The 19,200-nt window shown below is 45.0% G+C and carries 24 protein-coding genes; 5 read left to right on the forward strand and 19 right to left on the reverse strand.

What is annotated here, in order from left to right:
* The 17 genes from rplE to rpsL form a co-directional block, all read right to left on the reverse strand.
* On the reverse strand, window positions 1–552 hold the full coding sequence (gene rplE, locus FOT42_RS14850) for a 50S ribosomal protein L5 (protein ID WP_072881249.1): 552 nt from the start codon (window positions 550–552) through the stop codon (window positions 1–3).
* 2 nt (window positions 553–554) lie between these two features.
* Window positions 555–866, reverse strand: coding sequence for a 50S ribosomal protein L24 (gene rplX, locus FOT42_RS14855; protein WP_072881247.1), 312 nt, complete (start codon window positions 864–866; stop codon window positions 555–557).
* 16 nt (window positions 867–882) lie between these two features.
* Window positions 883–1,251 (reverse strand): 50S ribosomal protein L14, encoded by a 369-nt coding sequence (gene rplN, locus FOT42_RS14860; RefSeq protein WP_072881245.1) that lies wholly within the window; start codon window positions 1,249–1,251, stop codon window positions 883–885.
* Window positions 1,252–1,253: 2 nt separating this feature from the next.
* Window positions 1,254–1,511: a 30S ribosomal protein S17 gene (gene rpsQ, locus FOT42_RS14865; RefSeq protein WP_014032003.1), complete on the reverse strand. Its 258-nt coding sequence runs from the start codon at window positions 1,509–1,511 to the stop codon at window positions 1,254–1,256.
* 13 nt (window positions 1,512–1,524) lie between these two features.
* Window positions 1,525–1,716: a 50S ribosomal protein L29 gene (gene rpmC / locus FOT42_RS14870; protein ID WP_072881243.1), complete on the reverse strand. Its 192-nt coding sequence runs from the start codon at window positions 1,714–1,716 to the stop codon at window positions 1,525–1,527.
* A gap of 21 nt (window positions 1,717–1,737) precedes the next feature.
* A complete protein-coding gene (gene rplP / locus FOT42_RS14875; protein WP_151891325.1) occupies window positions 1,738–2,157 on the reverse strand; it encodes a 50S ribosomal protein L16 in 420 nt (139 codons plus the stop codon).
* 19 nt (window positions 2,158–2,176) lie between these two features.
* The gene (gene rpsC / locus FOT42_RS14880) at window positions 2,177–2,896 is read right to left on the reverse strand and encodes a 30S ribosomal protein S3 (RefSeq protein WP_072881240.1); all 720 of its coding nucleotides are present in this window, start codon (window positions 2,894–2,896) and stop codon (window positions 2,177–2,179) included.
* A gap of 10 nt (window positions 2,897–2,906) precedes the next feature.
* On the reverse strand, window positions 2,907–3,314 hold the full coding sequence (gene rplV / locus FOT42_RS14885; protein WP_108423770.1) for a 50S ribosomal protein L22: 408 nt from the start codon (window positions 3,312–3,314) through the stop codon (window positions 2,907–2,909).
* 7 nt (window positions 3,315–3,321) lie between these two features.
* Window positions 3,322–3,600 carry a 30S ribosomal protein S19 gene (rpsS, locus tag FOT42_RS14890; RefSeq protein WP_151891326.1) on the reverse strand — a complete coding sequence of 93 codons (279 nt, stop codon included), beginning with the start codon at window positions 3,598–3,600 and terminating at the stop codon, window positions 3,322–3,324.
* Between the two features lie 12 nt (window positions 3,601–3,612).
* Window positions 3,613–4,437, reverse strand: a complete 825-nt coding sequence (rplB, locus tag FOT42_RS14895; protein ID WP_151891327.1) for a 50S ribosomal protein L2 — start codon at window positions 4,435–4,437, stop codon at window positions 3,613–3,615.
* A gap of 9 nt (window positions 4,438–4,446) precedes the next feature.
* Complete coding sequence (gene rplW, locus FOT42_RS14900) at window positions 4,447–4,737, reverse strand: 50S ribosomal protein L23 (RefSeq protein WP_151891328.1); 291 nt, start codon at window positions 4,735–4,737, stop codon at window positions 4,447–4,449.
* Between the two features lie 7 nt (window positions 4,738–4,744).
* Window positions 4,745–5,374 (reverse strand): 50S ribosomal protein L4, encoded by a 630-nt coding sequence (rplD, locus tag FOT42_RS14905; protein ID WP_119619486.1) that lies wholly within the window; start codon window positions 5,372–5,374, stop codon window positions 4,745–4,747.
* Window positions 5,374–5,997, reverse strand: a complete 624-nt coding sequence (gene rplC / locus FOT42_RS14910) for a 50S ribosomal protein L3 (protein ID WP_151891329.1) — start codon at window positions 5,995–5,997, stop codon at window positions 5,374–5,376. The genes rplD and rplC overlap by 1 nt, the downstream gene beginning before the upstream one ends.
* A gap of 162 nt (window positions 5,998–6,159) precedes the next feature.
* Window positions 6,160–6,465 carry a 30S ribosomal protein S10 gene (rpsJ, locus tag FOT42_RS14915; protein ID WP_026915146.1) on the reverse strand — a complete coding sequence of 102 codons (306 nt, stop codon included), beginning with the start codon at window positions 6,463–6,465 and terminating at the stop codon, window positions 6,160–6,162.
* A 12-nt stretch (window positions 6,466–6,477) separates the two neighbouring features.
* The gene (gene fusA, locus FOT42_RS14920; protein ID WP_151891330.1) at window positions 6,478–8,604 is read right to left on the reverse strand and encodes an elongation factor G; all 2,127 of its coding nucleotides are present in this window, start codon (window positions 8,602–8,604) and stop codon (window positions 6,478–6,480) included.
* An 8-nt stretch (window positions 8,605–8,612) separates the two neighbouring features.
* Window positions 8,613–9,089, reverse strand: a complete 477-nt coding sequence (gene rpsG / locus FOT42_RS14925; RefSeq protein ID WP_072881223.1) for a 30S ribosomal protein S7 — start codon at window positions 9,087–9,089, stop codon at window positions 8,613–8,615.
* A 19-nt stretch (window positions 9,090–9,108) separates the two neighbouring features.
* Window positions 9,109–9,483, reverse strand: coding sequence for a 30S ribosomal protein S12 (rpsL, locus tag FOT42_RS14930; RefSeq protein ID WP_013305196.1), 375 nt, complete (start codon window positions 9,481–9,483; stop codon window positions 9,109–9,111).
* Window positions 9,484–9,983: 500 nt separating this feature from the next.
* Between rpsL and FOT42_RS14935 the strand changes: the two genes are divergently transcribed.
* From FOT42_RS14935 to rlmB, 4 genes are all read left to right on the forward strand, one after another.
* Window positions 9,984–13,172 (forward strand): SusC/RagA family TonB-linked outer membrane protein, encoded by a 3,189-nt coding sequence (locus FOT42_RS14935; RefSeq protein WP_151891331.1) that lies wholly within the window; start codon window positions 9,984–9,986, stop codon window positions 13,170–13,172.
* Window positions 13,173–13,184: 12 nt separating this feature from the next.
* Window positions 13,185–14,630 (forward strand): SusD/RagB family nutrient-binding outer membrane lipoprotein, encoded by a 1,446-nt coding sequence (locus FOT42_RS14940; protein ID WP_151891332.1) that lies wholly within the window; start codon window positions 13,185–13,187, stop codon window positions 14,628–14,630.
* Window positions 14,631–14,839: 209 nt separating this feature from the next.
* On the forward strand, window positions 14,840–15,451 hold the full coding sequence (locus FOT42_RS14945; protein WP_151891333.1) for a hypothetical protein: 612 nt from the start codon (window positions 14,840–14,842) through the stop codon (window positions 15,449–15,451).
* A 28-nt stretch (window positions 15,452–15,479) separates the two neighbouring features.
* Complete coding sequence (gene rlmB / locus FOT42_RS14950; RefSeq protein ID WP_151891334.1) at window positions 15,480–16,217, forward strand: 23S rRNA (guanosine(2251)-2'-O)-methyltransferase RlmB; 738 nt, start codon at window positions 15,480–15,482, stop codon at window positions 16,215–16,217.
* A 2-nt stretch (window positions 16,218–16,219) separates the two neighbouring features.
* Here the strand turns inward: rlmB and FOT42_RS14955 are convergent, their stop codons facing one another.
* Entirely contained in the window at window positions 16,220–16,945 is a 726-nt protein-coding gene (locus tag FOT42_RS14955) for a rhomboid family intramembrane serine protease (RefSeq protein ID WP_151891335.1), read from the reverse strand.
* A gap of 120 nt (window positions 16,946–17,065) precedes the next feature.
* Here FOT42_RS14955 and FOT42_RS14960 point away from each other — a divergent pair, with 120 nt between their 5' ends.
* Window positions 17,066–18,343 (forward strand): replication-associated recombination protein A, encoded by a 1,278-nt coding sequence (locus FOT42_RS14960; protein WP_151891336.1) that lies wholly within the window; start codon window positions 17,066–17,068, stop codon window positions 18,341–18,343.
* Here FOT42_RS14960 and FOT42_RS14965 read toward each other — a convergent pair.
* Complete coding sequence (locus tag FOT42_RS14965; protein WP_151891337.1) at window positions 18,340–19,191, reverse strand: hypothetical protein; 852 nt, start codon at window positions 19,189–19,191, stop codon at window positions 18,340–18,342. The two genes, FOT42_RS14960 and FOT42_RS14965, sit on opposite strands and share 4 nt — an antisense overlap.
* Window positions 19,192–19,200 lie beyond the last annotated feature (9 nt).

The following is a 19,200-nucleotide window of genomic DNA, read 5'->3' on the forward strand; positions in this document are numbered from 1 at the left end:
CTAGTTCTTTTTAAAGGGTATTCCCAATTGGGTTAACAATGATTTTGCTTCTTTATCAGTATCGGCAGAAGTAACGAAGGTAATATCCATTCCATTGATCCTGTTGATCCTGTCTATGTTGATCTCCGGGAAGATGATCTGCTCGGTGATTCCTAGATTGTAATTGCCCCTGCCGTCGAAACCGGTGGCTTTCACTCCTTGGAAATCACGCACCCTTGGAAGGGCTGTGGTGATCAATCTATCCAAAAATTCGTACATACGCTCTCCCCTAAGGGTCACTTTTGCCCCAATGGGCATTCCTTTTCTCAATTTAAAGGTAGCAACGTCCTTTTTGGAAATGGTGGCAACGGCTTTCTGACCTGTAATGTTGGTCAGTTCGTCCACAGCGTGGTCTATGAGCTTTTTGTCGGACACGGCGGCACCAACACCTCGGCTCACAACTATCTTTTCCAACTTTGGAACCTGCATTACGTTCTTGTAACCAAACTCATCGGTAAGAGCCTTGATCACACGCTCCTTGTATTCTTGCTTTAATCTTGGGATGTAACTCATGACTAAATTACTTCATTGGATTTTTTGGAGACCCTTACTTTCTTGCCATCCCTTACTTCATAACCTACCCTTGTGGCTTCGCCAGACTTAGGGTCGATCAAGGAAAGGTTAGAAATGTGTATGGGAGCTTCCTTTTTTGTTATGCCTCCTTGAGGGTTTTTTGCACTTGGCTTTTCGTGTTTGGACACCATATTGATGCCTTCCACGATGGCCTTGTTCTTTTCGCGGTCCACTACGAGCACCTTGCCTTCGCTACCTTTGTGGTCGCCTGCCGTGACTCTTACCGTATCCCCTGTTTTGATTTTCAACTTCATCTCTCTGATATTTCTTTTATAGCACTTCGGGCGCCAATGAAACAATCTTCATGAACTGTCTGTCCCTAAGCTCTCTTGCAACAGGACCGAAAACACGGGTCCCCCTCATCTCGCCAGCAGCGTTCAACAATACACAGGCGTTGTCGTCGAAACGGATGTAAGAGCCATCAGGTCTTCTTACTTCTTTTTTCGTCCGCACCACAACGGCCGTGGAAACAGAACCCTTCTTTACAGTACCGTTTGGAGTTGCCTCCTTGACGGACACAACAATCTTGTCACCTAGGGAAGCATACCTTCTTTTGGTTCCTCCCAGTACGCGGATGGTCAAAACTTCTTTTGCACCTGTGTTGTCCGCAACCTTTAATCTTGATTCCTGTTGTACCATAATTATTTAGCTCTTTCAAGGATTTCGACCAATCTCCAGCATTTTGTTTTGCTCAATGGTCTTGTTTCCATTATTTTAACGGTGTCACCTTCGTTGCAATCGTTCTTCTCATCGTGGGCTACATACTTCTTGGTCTTCAAAACGAATTTCCCGTACATGGGGTGCTTCACTCGTTTTACCTCAGAAACCACAATAGATTTCTCCATTTTGTTGCTGGTAACAACGCCTATTCTTTCTTTTCTTAAATTTCTGTTTTCCATAAGGCAGAACCAATTATTGTAATTCCCTTTTTGTTAATTCTGTCGCAAGTCTTGCCACCGTCCTTCTCGTCTTTCTGATCTGTAAAGGATTTTCCAAAGGAGTGATGGCGTGTGCCATCTTGAGGTCGGCGTGTTGTTTCTTCAACTCGACCAACTTCTCCTTTAGCTCTTCAATTGAAAGTTCTTTTATTTCTGATTGTTTCATCTTTCTTCTCCAATTAAAAAATTAGGCGGAATAATCCCTTGCTACGATAAATTTGGTCTTCACTGGCAACTTTTGTGCCGCCAGTCTCAAAGCTTCCTTGGCAACATCCATGGGAACCCCGGCTACCTCGAACATGATCCTACCTGGCTTCACGATGGCCACCCAGTATTCTGGAGCACCTTTACCCTTACCCATACGAACCTCAAGAGGTTTCTTGGTGATGGGCTTGTCCGGGAATATCTTGATCCACAACTGGCCTTGCCTTTTCATGTACCTAGTTGCAGCAATACGCGCAGCCTCGATTTGACGGGAAGTGATGAAATGCGAATCCATGGATTTGATACCGAACATTCCATTGGAAAGTTGGTGTCCCCTTTGGGATATCCCTTTCATACGCCCCTTCTGGGTCTTACGAAATTTTGTTCTTTTTGGCTGTAACATCTTACCTTACTTTATCTTATTACTTTCTACGGCGTGGTTTTTTGCCACCTTCTTGTTTACCGCCTTTTGTTCCTTGGGCCTTGGACAATCCTACCAATGGGGAAAGTTCTCTTTTTCCATAGACCTCTCCTTTCATGATCCACACTTTGATCCCCAATCTACCGTAGGTAGTGTGGGCTTCCTGCAATGCGTAATCCACATCGGCACGGAAAGTGGACAATGGAATCCTTCCTTCCTTGTAGGACTCGGAACGCGCCATCTCGGCACCGTTCAAACGTCCTGATATCTGGATCTTGATTCCTTCGGCGTTCATACGGATTGCAGCTGCAATCGCCATTTTGATGGCCCTTCTGTATGAAATCCTGCTCTCGATCTGTCTTGCCACACTGGCAGCGACCAAATTGGCATCAAGCTCCGGTCTCTTTATTTCATGGATATTGATCTGGACCTCCTTGTTGGTGATCTTCTTAAGCTCTTCCTTAAGTTTGTCCACCTCTTGCCCACCTTTACCGATGATGATACCAGGTCTGGCCGTGGTAATGGTAATGGTGATCAGTTTCAAAGTCCTTTCAATGATCACTCTCGACACGCTGGCTTTGGCCAAACGCGCATGAACGTATTTTCTTATTTTATCATCCTCAGCCAGCTTGTCGCCGTAATCGTTTCCTCCGTACCAGTTGGATTCCCATCCTCTGATAATTCCTAAGCGATTTCCTATTGGATTGGTCTTCTGTCCCATATTATATCTTCTAGCTTTGAACGTTGTTATTGGATTCCACGATCATGGTCACATGGTTGGAACGCTTTCTGATTCGATGGGCCCTTCCTTGAGGAGCGGGTCTCAAACGTTTCAACATGGTTCCTCCATCCACTCGGATTTCCTTGATATAAAGATCCGCATCCTCGATGCTGGCATCCTCATTCTTGGCTTCCCAGTTGGCAATGGCGGAAAGCAACAGCTTTTCCAATTTTCTGGATGCCTCCTTGGAGTTGAACCTAAGGATGGCCAATGCCAGTTCCACTTGTTTTCCCCTAACCAAGTCGGCTACCAAACGCATCTTTCTTGGAGATGTAGGGCAATTGTTAAGCTTTGCAATAGCAAGTTGCTTTTTTTCTTCCTTTAACCTTTCGGCCATTTGTCTTTTACGAACTCCCATAGCTTACTTACTTTTTACCTTTGTTTTTGGCCCCTGCGTGACCTCGGAAAGATCGCGTAGGTGAAAATTCTCCAAGTTTGTGCCCTACCATGTTCTCTGTGACATAAACGGGAACAAATTGTTTTCCGTTGTGTACCGCGATGGTCTGTCCCACAAAATCCGGGGTTATCATAGAGGCCCTGGACCACGTTTTGATAACTGTTTTCTTACCTGATTCTATATTACCTTGGACTTTCTTCTCCAAGCTATGATGAACGTATGGTCCTTTTTTTAATGAACGTGCCATTTCCTTTTTCTTTTATTTCTTTCTACGTTCGATGATATATCTATTGGTGTCCTTGGTCTTGGAACGGGTCCTGTAACCTTTTGCAGGAATACCGTTTCTAGATCTTGGGTGACCTCCGGAAGCCCTTCCTTCACCACCACCCATTGGGTGATCGACAGGGTTCATGGCAACTGGTCTTGTTCTTGGTCTTCTTCCCAACCATCTGCTTCTACCAGCTTTACCGGACACCAATAATTGGTGGTCGGAGTTGGAAACCGCTCCGATAGTGGCCAAACAAGTGGCCAGGATCATACGGGTCTCACCAGAAGGAAGTTTAATGGTAACGAATTTACCGTCCTTCGCCATCAACTGGGCAAAGGTACCGGCACTACGCGCCATAATGGCTCCTTGACCTGGTCGAAGCTCGATACAGGAGATAATGGTTCCCAATGGAATCTCACCCAAAGGCAGAGCATTTCCAATTTCGGGGGCAGAACCGGTACCAGAAGTTATCTTTTGGTCCACCTGCAAGCCGTTCTGGGCAATCACATATCTTTTCTCACCATCAGGATATTCCACCAAGGCGATGAATGCAGTTCTGTTGGGATCATACTGGATGGAGGCCACTGTGGCATCCACTCCCTGCTTGTCCCTTTTGAAATCGATAACACGATATCTTCTTTTATGACCTCCACCTCTGTGGCGCATGGTCATTTTTCCTTGACTGTTCCTACCACCTGTCTTTTTTAACGGAGCAAGCAAGCTTTTCTCCGGCTTATCAGTAGTGATCGCGTCAAATCCGTTCACTACTCTAAAACGCTGACCAGGGGTTATAGGTTTTAATTTTCTAACTGACATCTCTCGTCTTTATAGATTACTGTAAAAATCAATGATATCACCTTCGGCAACATCTACGATCGCCTTCTTCATGGCATTGGTCTTGCCATGCTGGATACCTGTTTTTGTATAGCGGCTCTTACGGGAAGGGCCATAGTTCATGGTCCTTACCTTTTCCACTGAAACACCATAAGTAGCCTCTACCGCTTCCTTGATCTCCAACTTGTTGGCCTTGGGCTCAACGTAGAAACCATAGCGATTGAAAAGCTCGCTGTCAGCGGTCATTTTTTCCGTAATGATCGGTTTTATCAACACACTCATGATGTTCTTATTTCTTTAGATTCGATTCAATTCCTTCCAAAGCACTCTCGGTCAATACCAGACTTTTAGCGTTAACTATACTGTAAGTATTTAATTGTGAGCTAGTTACAACTTCGGAACGTTCCAAATTACGCGACGACAAATATACATTATTATTTGTATCACCCAACACTATCAGGGACTTTTTATTGTCGATGCCCAAAGAAGTAAGGAAAGCAACAAAATCCTTGGTCTTAGGCGCTTCAAAGTTGAAGTCTTCCACAACCACCAAAGCGTTCTCTTTGGACTTTAGGCTAAGGGCCGATCTTCTGGCCAAACGCTTAAGCCCCTTGTTCAGCTTTTGGGTGTAGTCCTTTGGTCTTGGACCGAAGATTCTACCACCGCCCCTGAAAACTGGGGACTTGATGCTACCGGCCCTTGCGGTACCTGTACCTTTTTGTTTTTTGATCTTACGGGTACTACCTGCAATTTCAGCTCTTTCTTTAGCTTTGTGCGTACCTTGTCTCTGATGGGCCAAATATTGCTTCACATCCAAATAGATGGCATGCTGATTGGGCTCTATCGCAAAAACATCGTCAGAAAGGTCAACCTTTCTTCCTGTTTCTTTTCCGTTGATATCTAAAACTGCTACCTTCATTATTGCCACCTTTGAATAGTTACATATGCATTTTTATGGCCAGGCACACATCCTTTTACAACCAAAAGGTTTTTTTCCGGAACCACTTTCAACACTCTCAAGTTTTGGACCGTTACACGATCACCGCCCATTCTACCGGCCATTTTCATTCCTTTGAAAACACGGGCAGGATAGGATGCGGCACCGATGGAACCGGGAGCCCTCAACCTGTTGTGCTGACCGTGGGTCGCTTGACCTACTCCACCAAAACCATGGCGCTTGACAACCCCTTGGAATCCTTTTCCTTTGGATGTGCCGACAACGTCAACAAACTCACCCTCCATGAAAATATCGACACCAACGGTATCGCCCAATTTGTATTCTCCTTCAAATCCTTGGAATTCGATGACTTTTTTCTTGGGAGAAGCACCTGCTTTTTTGAAGTGGCCTGATTCGGCCTTGTTAGCACGTTTTTCTGCCTTGTCATCGAAACCTAGTTGAAGGGCACTGTACCCGTCCACCTCTTCGGTTCTGACTTGGGTAACCACGCATGGTCCAGCTTCAAGAACGGTACATGGAATGTTCTTTCCATTCTCGTCGAAGATGCTGGTCATACCGATTTTTCTACCTATTAACCCAGACATATTTATAATTATTAATTGTTTACTTTTTAATTGCGCCGATTTCCCGGCAAAAAAATTGGGTCAAGAAAAGAATTCTGCTCTGACCCAGATTTTTTTCTTTCTCCGTTTTTCCCTGACCATCGTCAGGGACATGTTATTCCTGTCCTAAAGACAGTAAGACTATCACACCTTGATCTCCACCTCAACACCACTGGGAAGCTCAAGCTTCATAAGGGCATCGATGGTCTTTGATGAAGAGCTATAAATGTCCAACAATCTCTTGTAAGAGCTCAATTGGAACTGCTCCCTTGATTTTTTGTTCACGTGGGGTGAACGCAAAACGGTGAATATCTTCTTGTTGGTGGGCAACGGAATGGGTCCGGTTACCACAGCACCAGTCGTCTTTACTGTTTTCACGATCTTCTCAGCAGATTTGTCCACCAAATTGTGATCGTAAGACTTCAATTTTATTCTGATTTTTTGACTCATCTTGCTGAATTATTAAGCGGTTACTCCTTTTGCTGCTTTGATCACTTCCTCTGCAATATTGGAAGGAGTTTCTGCATAGTGTGAAAATTCCATGGTGGATGTTGCCCTACCTGAAGACAAGGTCCTTAACGAGGTCACATATCCGAACATTTCCGAAAGGGGAACCTCAGCTTTGATCACCTTGGCACCGGCCCTATCGTCCATGTTGTTCACTTGACCCCTTCTACGGTTCAAGTCACCTACGATATCACCCATGTTTTCCTCAGGCGTAAGCACCTCCAATTTCATGATAGGCTCCATCAACACCGCTCTAGCTGCTTTGGCCGCTACCTTGTAACCAAGTCTTGCTGCCAATTCGAACGACAATGAATCGGAATCCACAGGGTGGAAAGATCCATCCTTAAGGGTAATCTTCATACTGTCCATCTCAAATCCAGCCAAAGGTCCGTTCTTCATAGCTTCCCTGAAACCTTTCTCCACGGCAGGAACATATTCTTTAGGAATGTTACCGCCTTTGATCTCATTGGAGAACTCAAGACCCACTTTTCCTTCTGCAGCAGGCTCCATGGAGAATACGATATCCGCAAACTTACCACGACCACCGGTCTGTTTCTTGTAAACTTCCCTGTGATCTGCCTTGGCAGTAAGGGCCTCTTTGTATTCCACTTGGGGTTGACCTTGGTTCACCTCCACCTTGAACTCACGACGAAGACGATCGACGATGATATCCAAGTGAAGCTCACCCATACCTGAAATGATGGTCTGTCCTGAAGCTTCGTCGGTTTTCACCTGGAAGGTTGGATCTTCTTCAGCCAATTTGGCCAAAGCCATACCCATCTTATCCACGTCAGCCTTTGTTTTGGGCTCAACAGCAATACCGATTACGGGATCGGGGAACTGCATGCTCTCCAATACAATCGGATGTTTTTCATCAGAAAGGGTATCACCCGTTTTGATGTCCTTGAACCCTACAGCAGCACCAATATCACCAGCTTCGATAAAATCGATCGCATTTTGCTTATTGGCATGCATTTGATAGATCCTGGAGATACGCTCCTTATTGCCTGAACGATTGTTCAAGATATAGGAACCTGCATCCAAACGACCTGAATATGCCCTGAAGAATGCCAAACGTCCCACAAACGGGTCAGTGGCAATCTTGAACGCCAAAGCGGCAAATGGTTCTTTGGGGTCAGGTCTTCTTTTTTCTTCTTTCTCAGTATCTGGATTGATACCAATGATGGCCTCTTTATCCATTGGAGAAGGCAAGTAACGGCAAACAGCGTCCAAAAGGAACTGAACACCTTTGTTCTTAAAGGATGAACCACAGATCATCGGGATGATGGCCCTGTCCATAACAGCAGCACGCAAAGCGGCATGCACTTCTTCCTCGGTGATGGAATCTTCATCCTCGAAGAATTTCTCCATCAAGTTCTCATCATATTCGGCAACAGCTTCGATCAAGGAAGCCCTATATTCCTTTACTTCATCCTGCATATCAGCAGGGATGTCAACCACATCGAAAGTAGAACCAAAGTTGTCATCATGCCAAACAATGGCCCTGTTTTTTGCCAAATCAACGATTCCTTTAAAATCAGCTTCATCACCAATAGGCAAAACGATCGGCACCGCATTGGAACCCAACATTTCACGAACCTGCTTGCACACGTTCAAGAAATTGGAACCCTGACGGTCCATTTTGTTCACAAATCCGATACGTGGCACCTTGTAATTGTCCGCCAACCTCCAGTTGGTCTCGGATTGCGGCTCTACTCCATCCACTGCACTGAACAAGAAAACCAATCCATCCAATACACGGAGCGAGCGGTTTACCTCAACGGTGAAATCCACGTGACCGGGGGTATCGATGATATTAAAGTGGTAATCCTTGGTCTCGGGCAATGGTTGTGCATTTTCCATGGGGAACTTCCATGTACAGGTGGTAGCGGCGGAAGTAATGGTGATACCACGCTCCTGCTCTTGCTCCATCCAGTCCATGGTGGCCGCACCATCGTGCACCTCACCAATTTTATGACTCACACCTGTATAGAAAAGAATACGTTCTGTAGTAGTTGTTTTCCCAGCGTCGATGTGAGCTGCAATACCTATATTCCTTGTATATTTTAAATCTCTTCCCATTGTACTGATTAGAATCTAAAGTGTGAGAATGCTTTGTTTGCCTCGGCCATTTTGTGCGTATCCACCCTTTTCTTCACTGCCGCACCTTCTTCCTTGGCTGCTGCCAAAATCTCAGAGGCCAGTTTTTGAGCCATGGATTTCTCATTACGCTTTCTAGAGTAATTGATCAACCATTTCATGGCAGTGGATATCTTTCTGTCCGGACGGATCTGCATCGGAATCTGGAAGGTAGCACCTCCAACCCTTCTACTGCGGACCTCGACATGGGGCATTACATTGGAAAGGGCATCTTTCCATAGCTCCAAGGCTGTTTTTTCCTCGTCCGTCTTTTTCTCGTCAACGATATCGATCGCATCATAGAAAATCTTGAATGCAATCGACTTTTTACCATCCCACATCATCATGTTCACAAAACGCGTCACAAGCTGATCGTTAAATCTTGGGTCTGGCAACAATGGTCTTTTCTTTGCCTGCTTTTTTCTCATCGCTTCTTCTTAAAGTTGATTACTTTTTAGGACGCTTAGCACCATATTTCGAGCGACGCTGTGTTCTACCGGCAACACCGGCAGTATCCAACGCACCGCGAACGATATGGTATCGAACACCAGGCAAATCCTTTACTCTTCCGCCCCTTACCAATACTATCGAGTGCTCTTGGAGGTTGTGGCCCTCACCAGGGATGTAGGCGTTCACCTCTTTCCCGTTGGTCAACCTTACCCTTGCAACTTTACGCATTGCAGAGTTTGGTTTCTTCGGTGTAGTGGTGTACACACGCGTACAAACCCCTCTTCGTTGAGGACACGAATCCAAAGCAGCCGATTTACTCTTCTTGGTAATCGTGGCCCTTCCTTTTCGTACTAATTGTGAAATTGTTGGCATTAAATTTCTTTTAAAAACTGAATAACCCTCATTTTGAGGGCTGCAAATGTAGTGATATTTCGGAATAATTCAAATCCTAACCGTTTAATTTTGACGGAACAGGAAAAAAATATTTGGGCCGACCTACATATCCACCCCATTCAAACATTCAACCCCATTTTTTTTTACTCTATATATAATAGGTATAAGGAAAAGTATTTTTTTAATTTATGTTAAAATTAACTTAACACACACAAAAGGAAGGATGCCGCCAGATGACAACCTAAAAACCCAGCCTTAAATCCAATGGCCTCTCAATTGGAATTTTTAAGGGGGTATGTGCGCAAATATTTGCATTTACAACAACATCACCCCCTAAAAATTGAAGAGTCAATAATCAACAACACACATTTTACGCTTATTGCATTTAGTTATCCCTTCTTAAACATTTTGTAAAATTAGTTTGGATTATTAACATGAAATTATGACTTTAGCAGCCAGCTAATTCAAATAATTTAACAATGAGAACAAAACTTAATGGATTGTTAACGCTATTATTGGCGTTTGTTGTGCATATTTCCTTTGCACAAGACAAAACGATCACGGGTACAGTTACGGATGCCAATGGCCTCCCACTGCCTGGGGTCAATATTGTCGTTGAAGGGACCACCACGGGTACCCAAACTGATTTTGACGGAAACTATGTGATCAGCGCCCGTCAAGGACAGACACTACTTTTTAGCTATATCGGCCTAAAAGCTACCAGTAGGGCAGTCGGTGCCAGCAATGTGGTCAACGTACAGATGGAAGAGGATGCGCAGAGTCTTGATGAAGTTGTGGTCACAGCCGCCCTAGGTTTGACCCGTCAGCAAAAATCACTCGGTTTTGCCGCCCAGAAAGTTGATGGGGAAAACCTTGTCAAAGCACGGGACACCGATGTCAACAATGCTTTGGCCGGTAAAGTTTCGGGTGTTCAGTTCTTGGGCGCCCCCAGTTCGGATTTCAGGGAATCCAGCATACGACTTAGAGGTAACACCAACGTACTATACATCGTCGACAACATCAAAATAGGCTCCTCTACGGACCTTAACCCTGACGATATTGCGGACATGACAGTGCTGAAAGGTCTTACTGCGACCGCCCTATACGGTCCTGAAGGACGTAATGGTGCCATTGTCATCACAACGAAAAGAGCCAAAGATGGAAAGGCCACGATTACAATCAACCAGAACACATCTCTGGAAAATGTGTACCTACTTCCTGAATACCAAAATGAATATGGTGGTGGTTACGAACAGGAGTTCCCAACCTTCACATACAACGCTGCACAGCACCCCGCCTCATGGCAGGCTTTCGATGGCCAACCCATGGTAGAGTACTACGCTGATGAAAGCTGGGGACCACGTCTGGACGGGACTCCCGTTAGGCACTGGGACAGTTGGATCGAAGGAGATCCAGAATTTGGAAAGTTGAGACCTTTCTCTCCAAACCCCAACAACATCAAGAATTTCTACAACACCGGTATGACCAACAGGACAAACGTTACCTTTATGAAAGGTGGCGAGGACTATGGTGTCCGTACATCGGTGACACGTACTGAAAAAGAAGGTATCGTACCCAATACTAGGCGTACACAATATGACTTCTCTACCAATGCGGACATTACCTTGAGCGAAAAATTCAAGATGTACACCAACCTATCTTTCCAAACCAGGAAGACAAAGAACTTTGCCGCACTTGGGTATGGAAGTATAGGGTCCAACTTCAACCAATGGTGGCAACGTCAAATAGACATGGACCGCATCAGGGATTACAACAGGAATGGCCAGATCGTATCTTGGAACATCAATGGACCAACCAACCCAAGGCCACTTTATTGGGATTCTCCCTACTTCCTACTGCATGAAAGCGTGAACAACGAGGTTAAAAACATGTTCAACGGAAGACTTGGTGGAACCTATACCTTTAGTGAGAACTTGAACTTGTCCATTGAAGCCCGTAAAACGTACAATGCTTACGACTATGAAGCTCGCACAGGATGGGGAGGATTGACCCAAGAAGGCTATGCTGAAAACGAAAACACCGAAACCCGTGATGAATTGTTCGGTATCATGAACTATCAGAACAGTTTCGGAGATTTTGACATCAGTGCAAAATTAGGTAGTGAATTTAGCTTCTACTACTTTAAAAATCTATTGGCCAGCACAAATGGTGGGATGACCGTGGAAAACTATTATTCCTTGGACACCTCAGTTGACCGCCCCAATGTGGACAGCAATCGAACCAAATCCCAGAACAGGGCCGTGTTTGCCGCTGCTTCCTTGGGCTATGGCGGTTTCTTGTACTTGGACGGTACCGCAAGATGGGATTGGAGCTCAACGGCAAATCCTGAAGACAACAAAGTGGAGACCTACGGTGTTTCCGGTAGCTTTGTGTTCTCAGAGTTTATTTCACAGAATGACTTCTTTACCTTTGGTAAACTGAGAGCCGGTTATGCAGAAGCTCCCATTTTTCCCAACGCACACATTTTGAACCCTATCTATCAAAACCAAAACCCTTACGGTAGCAGTGGTGCCATGACCGTGCCAAACGGACTCCGAAACCCACAACTTACCGGTGGTGTGAGAAGTGAGGTTGAAATAGGTGGTGAGCTTAAATTCTTCAAAAACAGGATTGGGTTGGATGTCACTTATTTTGAAAAAACAGATAAAGACCTTCCTGTTGGTTTGACCTTGGATTCCTCTACTGGTTTTACATCGGTTAGTACCAACTCAGGAGAGCAGTTCTATAAAGGTTTGGAATTCGGACTTACCGCAACTCCGATCAGGACCGAGAATTTCGAGTGGGAAATCTCCGCCAACTTGGCCACACTTTCACGTTGGGTAAACAAACTAGCCGAAGGTGTTCTTGTCAATACACTTGACGGAACCTCACAAGGTTGGGGTGGACTGTTGCTACAAGAGCGTGAAGGTGAGGAATGGGGTGTACTTTACGGTAGAAAAGCCCAAAGGGACGATGCCGGCAACCTATTGCTTTCTTCAACTGGTGCCATACAATATGACACCAACCAATTTTTGGGCAACGTATTGCCAGATTTCACTGGTGGTTTCACCAGCAACATGAGGTATAAGAATTTTGACCTTTTCCTTGGATTCGATTTCCAAAAAGGTGGACAGTATTTCTCTGTGACCGACATGTTCATCAACTACTCAGGTTTGGGAATCGAATCCGTTGGGGACAATGCCTTGGGCAACCCAAAACGTGACCCACTTACCGGAACAGGAATTGTTGGTGGTATTGCCGTACCTGCAGCGACTGCCGGAGCAGATTCAGGAGGTATATTGGTTGAAGGTGTAGATGCCACTACAGGGGCCCCTGCATCCTATTATGTTGACCCAGTATCATACTACGGAAGACTATTCGGACTTTCGGAGTTTTTCCTTCACGATGCCACTTATTTGAAATTGAGGACGGTTAGATTGGGCTACAACATACCTAAAAAGTTATTGGACCAAACCCCGTTTACAGAAGCAAATATCGCCCTGTATGCAAACAACCTTTGGTTGATCGATTCAGACCTCAACTTTGTTGACCCATCTGAGTTGGAAAACATTGGATGGAGTACCGGAGCCAGCAACTACAAGTTCATTGAAGGTGGTCAGTTGCCTCCCGCAAGGACCATAGGTCTAAACGTGACCTTAACATTCTAAAAAGTAAAAAAGATGAAACTGAAAAATATAAAACAAGTACTTTTTACGATTATCTCCCTCACCATATTATCCTGCGACAATGTGGACTATGGAGATATGAATATTGACCCAAACAACCCTAGCGACCCTTCAACTGCATCGTTGATGACCAGTGCACAGATTTCGCTTAGCGGTTACACAACGGCCACTACGCCCAACCTGTATGTGCAATATTTGAGCAACGGACAGTATCCGGAAGAATCACAGTATGCTACCGTCAACTATGATTATGGAGCTTCCTATACAAGTATCCTTGTGGTTTTGAAAAGAATCATGGACCTCAACATGGATGAAAGCACCATGATTGCCGCTCAGGCCAATGGATCGAACAACAATCAGATAGCCGTGGCAAAAATCCTTACTGCCTACACCTATCAATTGATGACCGATCGTTGGGGTATGCTTCCTTACACTGAAGCTTTGCAAGGTTTGGACGACATCTTCGCTTCCTATGACACCCAAGAAGTCATCTATGATGGGCTTTTCAATGAGATAGACGAGGCCTTGGCACTTATCGAAAATGGAAACCCTGGTCCTACAGGTGATATCATTTTGGGCGGGAATATGGCCAGATGGAGACAGTTTGCAAATACGCTAAAAATGAACATGGCCATTAGGCTTTCCAAAAGGTTCCCTGCTCCAGGGGGCTATGCAGCCACCAAGTTCAACGAGGCAATTTCAGGAGCCATCGCTTCAAATGATGACAACCTGTACTACACCTTCCTCGCCGAGGAAAATAACGACAACCCATGGGAAGACCGTTTTCTCGCTCCCAATTTCCGTTTGGATTACCTTTTGAGCGATACATTTGTCAACTTCCTTGTGGGTAGTGGAACACCTGCAGCACCTGAAGATCCTCGCTTGGAGCAATATGCCGTGCCTTCGGAAATTTCAGGTACTTTTGTTGGAGCTCCCTATGGTGAAGAAAATGGAAACACTCCAGATTATTCCTTTATCACACCAGATGTAATCTACAACCAAGAGGCCCCTGGCTACATGTTCACCTATGCCCAAGTTGCTTTTGCCAGAGCAGAAGCAGCTGAATTGGGTTGGATAGGTGGAAGTGCCGCAACTTTCTACGAAGAAGGTATTGCCGCCTCCATGGACCAATGGGGTGTTGACCCTGCTGATGCAGCCGCCTATATTGCAGCGAACCCATATACAGACATAGCTGATATTGCCTATGAAAAATATGTGGCCCTATATCTGCAAGGTTATGAGTCATGGGCAGAATGGAGAAAATTTGGTGCTAACGCCCCTACCCTTGTGGCTCCCGCCACTGCTTTGAGCGGTACTGGAATTCCGCAAAGACAGGCCTATGCCACCAATGCAAGCGCCAGTAACGAGGAAAACTACAATGCTGCCGTTGCCACCCAAGGTCCAGACAACTTGGACACAGTTCTTTGGTGGGCACAATAATAATTGGGCTTAGCACAACTATAAACTTCAAAAGGGAGGGCAAAATGCCCTCCCTTTTTCGTATTTTATTCTTATCTTTTAAATGAATTCAAACATTCTGCATCATGCGTAAAAATTTCATCTTTTTCATCTCACTTCTTGCATGTCAACTAAGTATTGGACAACAACTTTTGGTTATTGAGGGTGGAAGTCAAGGAAAATATGGTTTCATGGGGACCGACAGCTCCATCAAGGGGACAAAATATTATTTCAATGGTTGGGGTGCTGGGAAGATTACCTTTTCAGACCAGACTACTTCCAAACCCATGCTCATCCAGATCGATCTCGAATTGAACAACCTGCTTATCAAAGACGACCAAGATGATACTAAAGGGACCATAGTGAACATGAATACCGTGGAAAAATTTACCCTTACCCAGGTTGGGGACAAGGCAAATGGTTCCACCACTGACACTTTTGTAAAAAAATCGCCTTCTGATTTTGATGCTTCGGTAAAAGAAACGAAATACTACAGACAACGTACAAAAGATTCAGACTATGTCATTGAAGAAATCAGTAAAAGACTCCATGACAACGCCACAGACACGACGAACAACTTCGACAAAAAATCCTATGAGGAGTATAGGACAAAAAATACATTTTATGTAAAAGGCCCTGAAGGCAAATACATAGAATCCAGCAATCTAAATGAAAGGGCCATTGCAAAGGCATATCCAGATCTCAAAAAGGAGATAAAAAATTATGTAAAGGCACAGAACATAGATTTTGATAATCCTACCCAGCTTGATGCCTTGATTTCATTTTGCCTTATGACTAAATAAAACAAGGTTTTTACCTACTTTTGCCCGCATGGAGAACGACCAGCACATTTATGGCATAAGGGCAGTAGTTGAAGCCATAAAAGCCGAACAGCCCATCAACAAGATATTCCTGCAAAAGGGCCTTAAAGGAGAGCTTTTCAAAGAGCTGGAAGCCTCTATTCGAAAAAATGGCATCAGTGCATCGTATGTGCCCATCGAGAAACTGAACCGTCTTACCCGCAACAACCATCAAGGCGTGGTAGCACAGATTTCCCCTGTAACCTTTCACGATTTTGAACAACTTGTGGAGGAAGTGATTTCGAAGGAAAAACTTCCACTTTTTTTGCTTTTGGACCAAGTATCCGATGTCCGGAATTTTGGCGCCATTATCCGAACGGCCGAATGTTGTGGGGTACACGGTATCATCGTTCCAAAAAATGGAGCTGCGCCCATAACGAACGATACCGTAAAAACTTCTGCCGGGGCAGCTTTCAATGTCCCGATTGCCAAGGTGGACCACCTAAAGGACGCTGTGTTCTATTTACAATCATCAGGGATATCCGTTACCGCGGCCACTGAAAAAACCGAAGATGAGATTTATGGCGTGGATTTTGACCAACCTTCGGCCATCATCATGGGATCGGAAGAAAAAGGCATCTCCCCTTCCATCCTTGGCATTGTGGACCAAAAGGCAAAATTGCCCCTTTTGGGCAAAATAGGTTCGCTGAACGTATCTGTGGCATGTGGGGTATTCCTATACGAAGTGGTCAGGCAACGAAGAAAGTAGCATCATTCCTTTTTATCGGTGCGATAGTGGTACCTGACCTCCACTATATCTTCACCTTCTTCTTCCTTATTCTCAATAAAATTACCATTCTCATCAAAATGTTTGAGGAAAGGGTCGTTGTCCTCGCTATAATCTTCGCGCTCCCATTCATATTTCCTTTCTTGGGGTATCTTGACCCTTATGGTCAACGCCAATAACAATCCTGTGACAAAACCTGCCAAATGTCCTTCCCATGAAATATCCTCCTTAATGGGAAAAATATACCAAATCATGCTGCCATAGATAAAAACAACAACCAAGGAAAGGGCCACTAATCTATAGTGCTTGGCAAAAATGCCCTTAAAAAATATAAAACTGGACAGCACGTAGATAAGCCCACTTGCACCAATATGGTAAGAGGGTCTGCCTATCAGCCAAGTGATGAGTCCGGAAAGCAATACCCCCAACAACAAGACCCTAAAAGCTGCTTCGCGATAAAAATAGAACAGAAAGGAGGATAGCACTGCCAAAGGAACCGTATTGTTATAAAGATGTTCCACCGACCCATGGATAAACGGACTCAACACTACACCCTTCAACCCAGAAACAGTTCTTGGATATATGCCATATTCGTTCAGGTTGATGCCAAAGCGCACTTCTGCCCAAAACACGGCCCATATGGCCAGTACCGCCAAAAGGGGCGACAGCACTACACTTTGGGAAAATGTATAGGTTTTGGACAATTCCATAATTCCAACAATACAAATATGTTACCAGAACCCTGAAAATACACAAATTGTCATATTCCTGAACATTAGATCGAAAAAGGAGGTCAAAATCACCATCAAAATTGTCTTATTTTTACACCTATGAACGAACCTTTGGCAGAACGGATACGCCCAAAAACACTGGAAGATTATATCAGCCAGCAACATTTGGTGGGCGAACATGGCGCATTGACCACCCAAATCAAAAATGGGGTCATCCCCTCTTTGATTTTTTGGGGACCCCCGGGCACTGGAAAGACCACATTGGCAAACATTATTGCCACGGAAAGTCAGAGGCCCTTCTATACCCTTAGTGCCATAAGCAGTGGTGTAAAGGATGTAAGGGAAGTCATCGATAAGGCCAAGCAAAGTGGAGGCCTGTTCACCTCCAAAAACCCCATTTTGTTCATTGACGAGATCCATCGGTTCAGCAAATCCCAGCAAGATTCCCTGTTGGGTGCCGTGGAAAAGGGATGGGTGACCCTGATCGGCGCCACAACGGAAAACCCCAGCTTTGAAGTGATTCCCGCATTACTGTCCAGATGTCAGGTCTATGTCCTGAACCCTTTTGGCAAAGAGGATCTCGTGGCCTTGCTGGAAAGGGCCATCAAAACGGACAGTGCACTGAAAAACAAAAAAATAACGCTGAAGGAAACCGAGGCACTTCTACGTTTGTCCGGCGGTGATGGGAGAAAACTGCTCAACATCTTTGAACTCATTATCAACTCGGAAGCCAGCGACAGTATCACAATCACCAATGATCTCGTCCTTAGCAAGGTCCAGAAGAACACGGTGCTTTATGACAAGACCGGAGAGCAACATTATGATATCATTTCGGCATTCATCAAGTCGGTCAGAGGAAGTGACCCCAATGCTGCGGTCTATTGGCTGGCCCGCATGATAGAGGGTGGCGAGGATGTGAAGTTCATTGCCCGTCGTATGATCATTCTGGCATCGGAAGACATAGGAAACGCCAACCCAACGGCACTGGTCATGGCCAATGCCACCTTTGAGGCCGTGAACATTATTGGATATCCGGAAGCGAGGATCATTTTGGCCCAATGTGCCACCTATTTGGCCAGTTCTGCCAAAAGCAACTCCAGTTATATGGCCATCAATGAGGCCCTGCAAACGGTGAAACAGACGGGGGACCTATCCGTCCCGATGGCCATCAGGAATGCCCCAACAAAGTTGATGAAAGATCTTGGTTATGGCAAAGGCTATGCCTATGCCCATGACCATGAGAACAATTTTGCGGAATTTGAGTTCCTTCCCGATGAAATTTCGGGCACCACTTTCTACAAACCCGGGAACAATCCCAGGGAAAAGGGCATGAGGGATTTTTTAAAAAGCAGATGGAAGGGCAAATATGATTTTTAGAACTTAATATCGAGTTCCATCATTTTTTTCTCCCCGTTCTCGGAATATTCCAGAACCCACTTTTCGTCTTTTTTGAAAACCACGGCACTGTTGCCGGCATACTCCGTCAGGAATACTTTTTCCATGGAAGTCTCTGCTAACTTCAATACGATTTTTGGGGTACTGTCCACCAATTGATAACCGTTTTCTATCGGTTGGGCATACAGGACACCTGATGGTGCTTCTTGGGTCTGTGGTTCTGAGACAGTTGTCGGTCTTTGGATGTTGGAAGGGCGTGGTTCCACACTCTTATAGGTCTGCTCTTCCAAAGTGGCCTTTTGCTCCACTACATGCTCCTTCGGCTTTTCCTCCAAAGATTTTACATCGTCCTTAAAACTGATGGTCACTGGCTTATCCTGTGAAACAACTTCCTGCGCTTTGGGCTCGTACTGATAGTTTATCGTGGAAAAAGAAGCAAAGGCACGTTCCAAGGCCTCTTTGTAAGCGGCATCAAACTCCTTGGTCTTGCTCTTTCCCTCTGCAGTCCTGAACACTTCAACGTTCTGGCAGTTCTTCAAGGTAAGGTGCAGTTTTGTGGAAAACATGGAAGAATTGTCCAAAAGGTCGGCCATAAGTCCCAAACACCTGTTGGCCGCCAAGTCCGCCGGAAGGGCATCGTCATATACCGCCGTAAAACCGTTTTCCCCAAAAAAATGTTTGACCAAGGTACTGGTCTGATATTGGTTCTCCGATTTAAAACTTCCAAACTTTTTGGGCACAATGATGTACTTGTACTCATTCAATTGTGCACTCACGGAATAATTCAGCCCTAGGGCAAACAACAAAATATATAGCAATTTCGGTTTCATACTGAACAA

Source organism: Flagellimonas hadalis (assembly GCF_007785775.2).
Classification (GTDB): Bacteria; Bacteroidota; Bacteroidia; order Flavobacteriales; family Flavobacteriaceae; genus Flagellimonas; species Flagellimonas hadalis.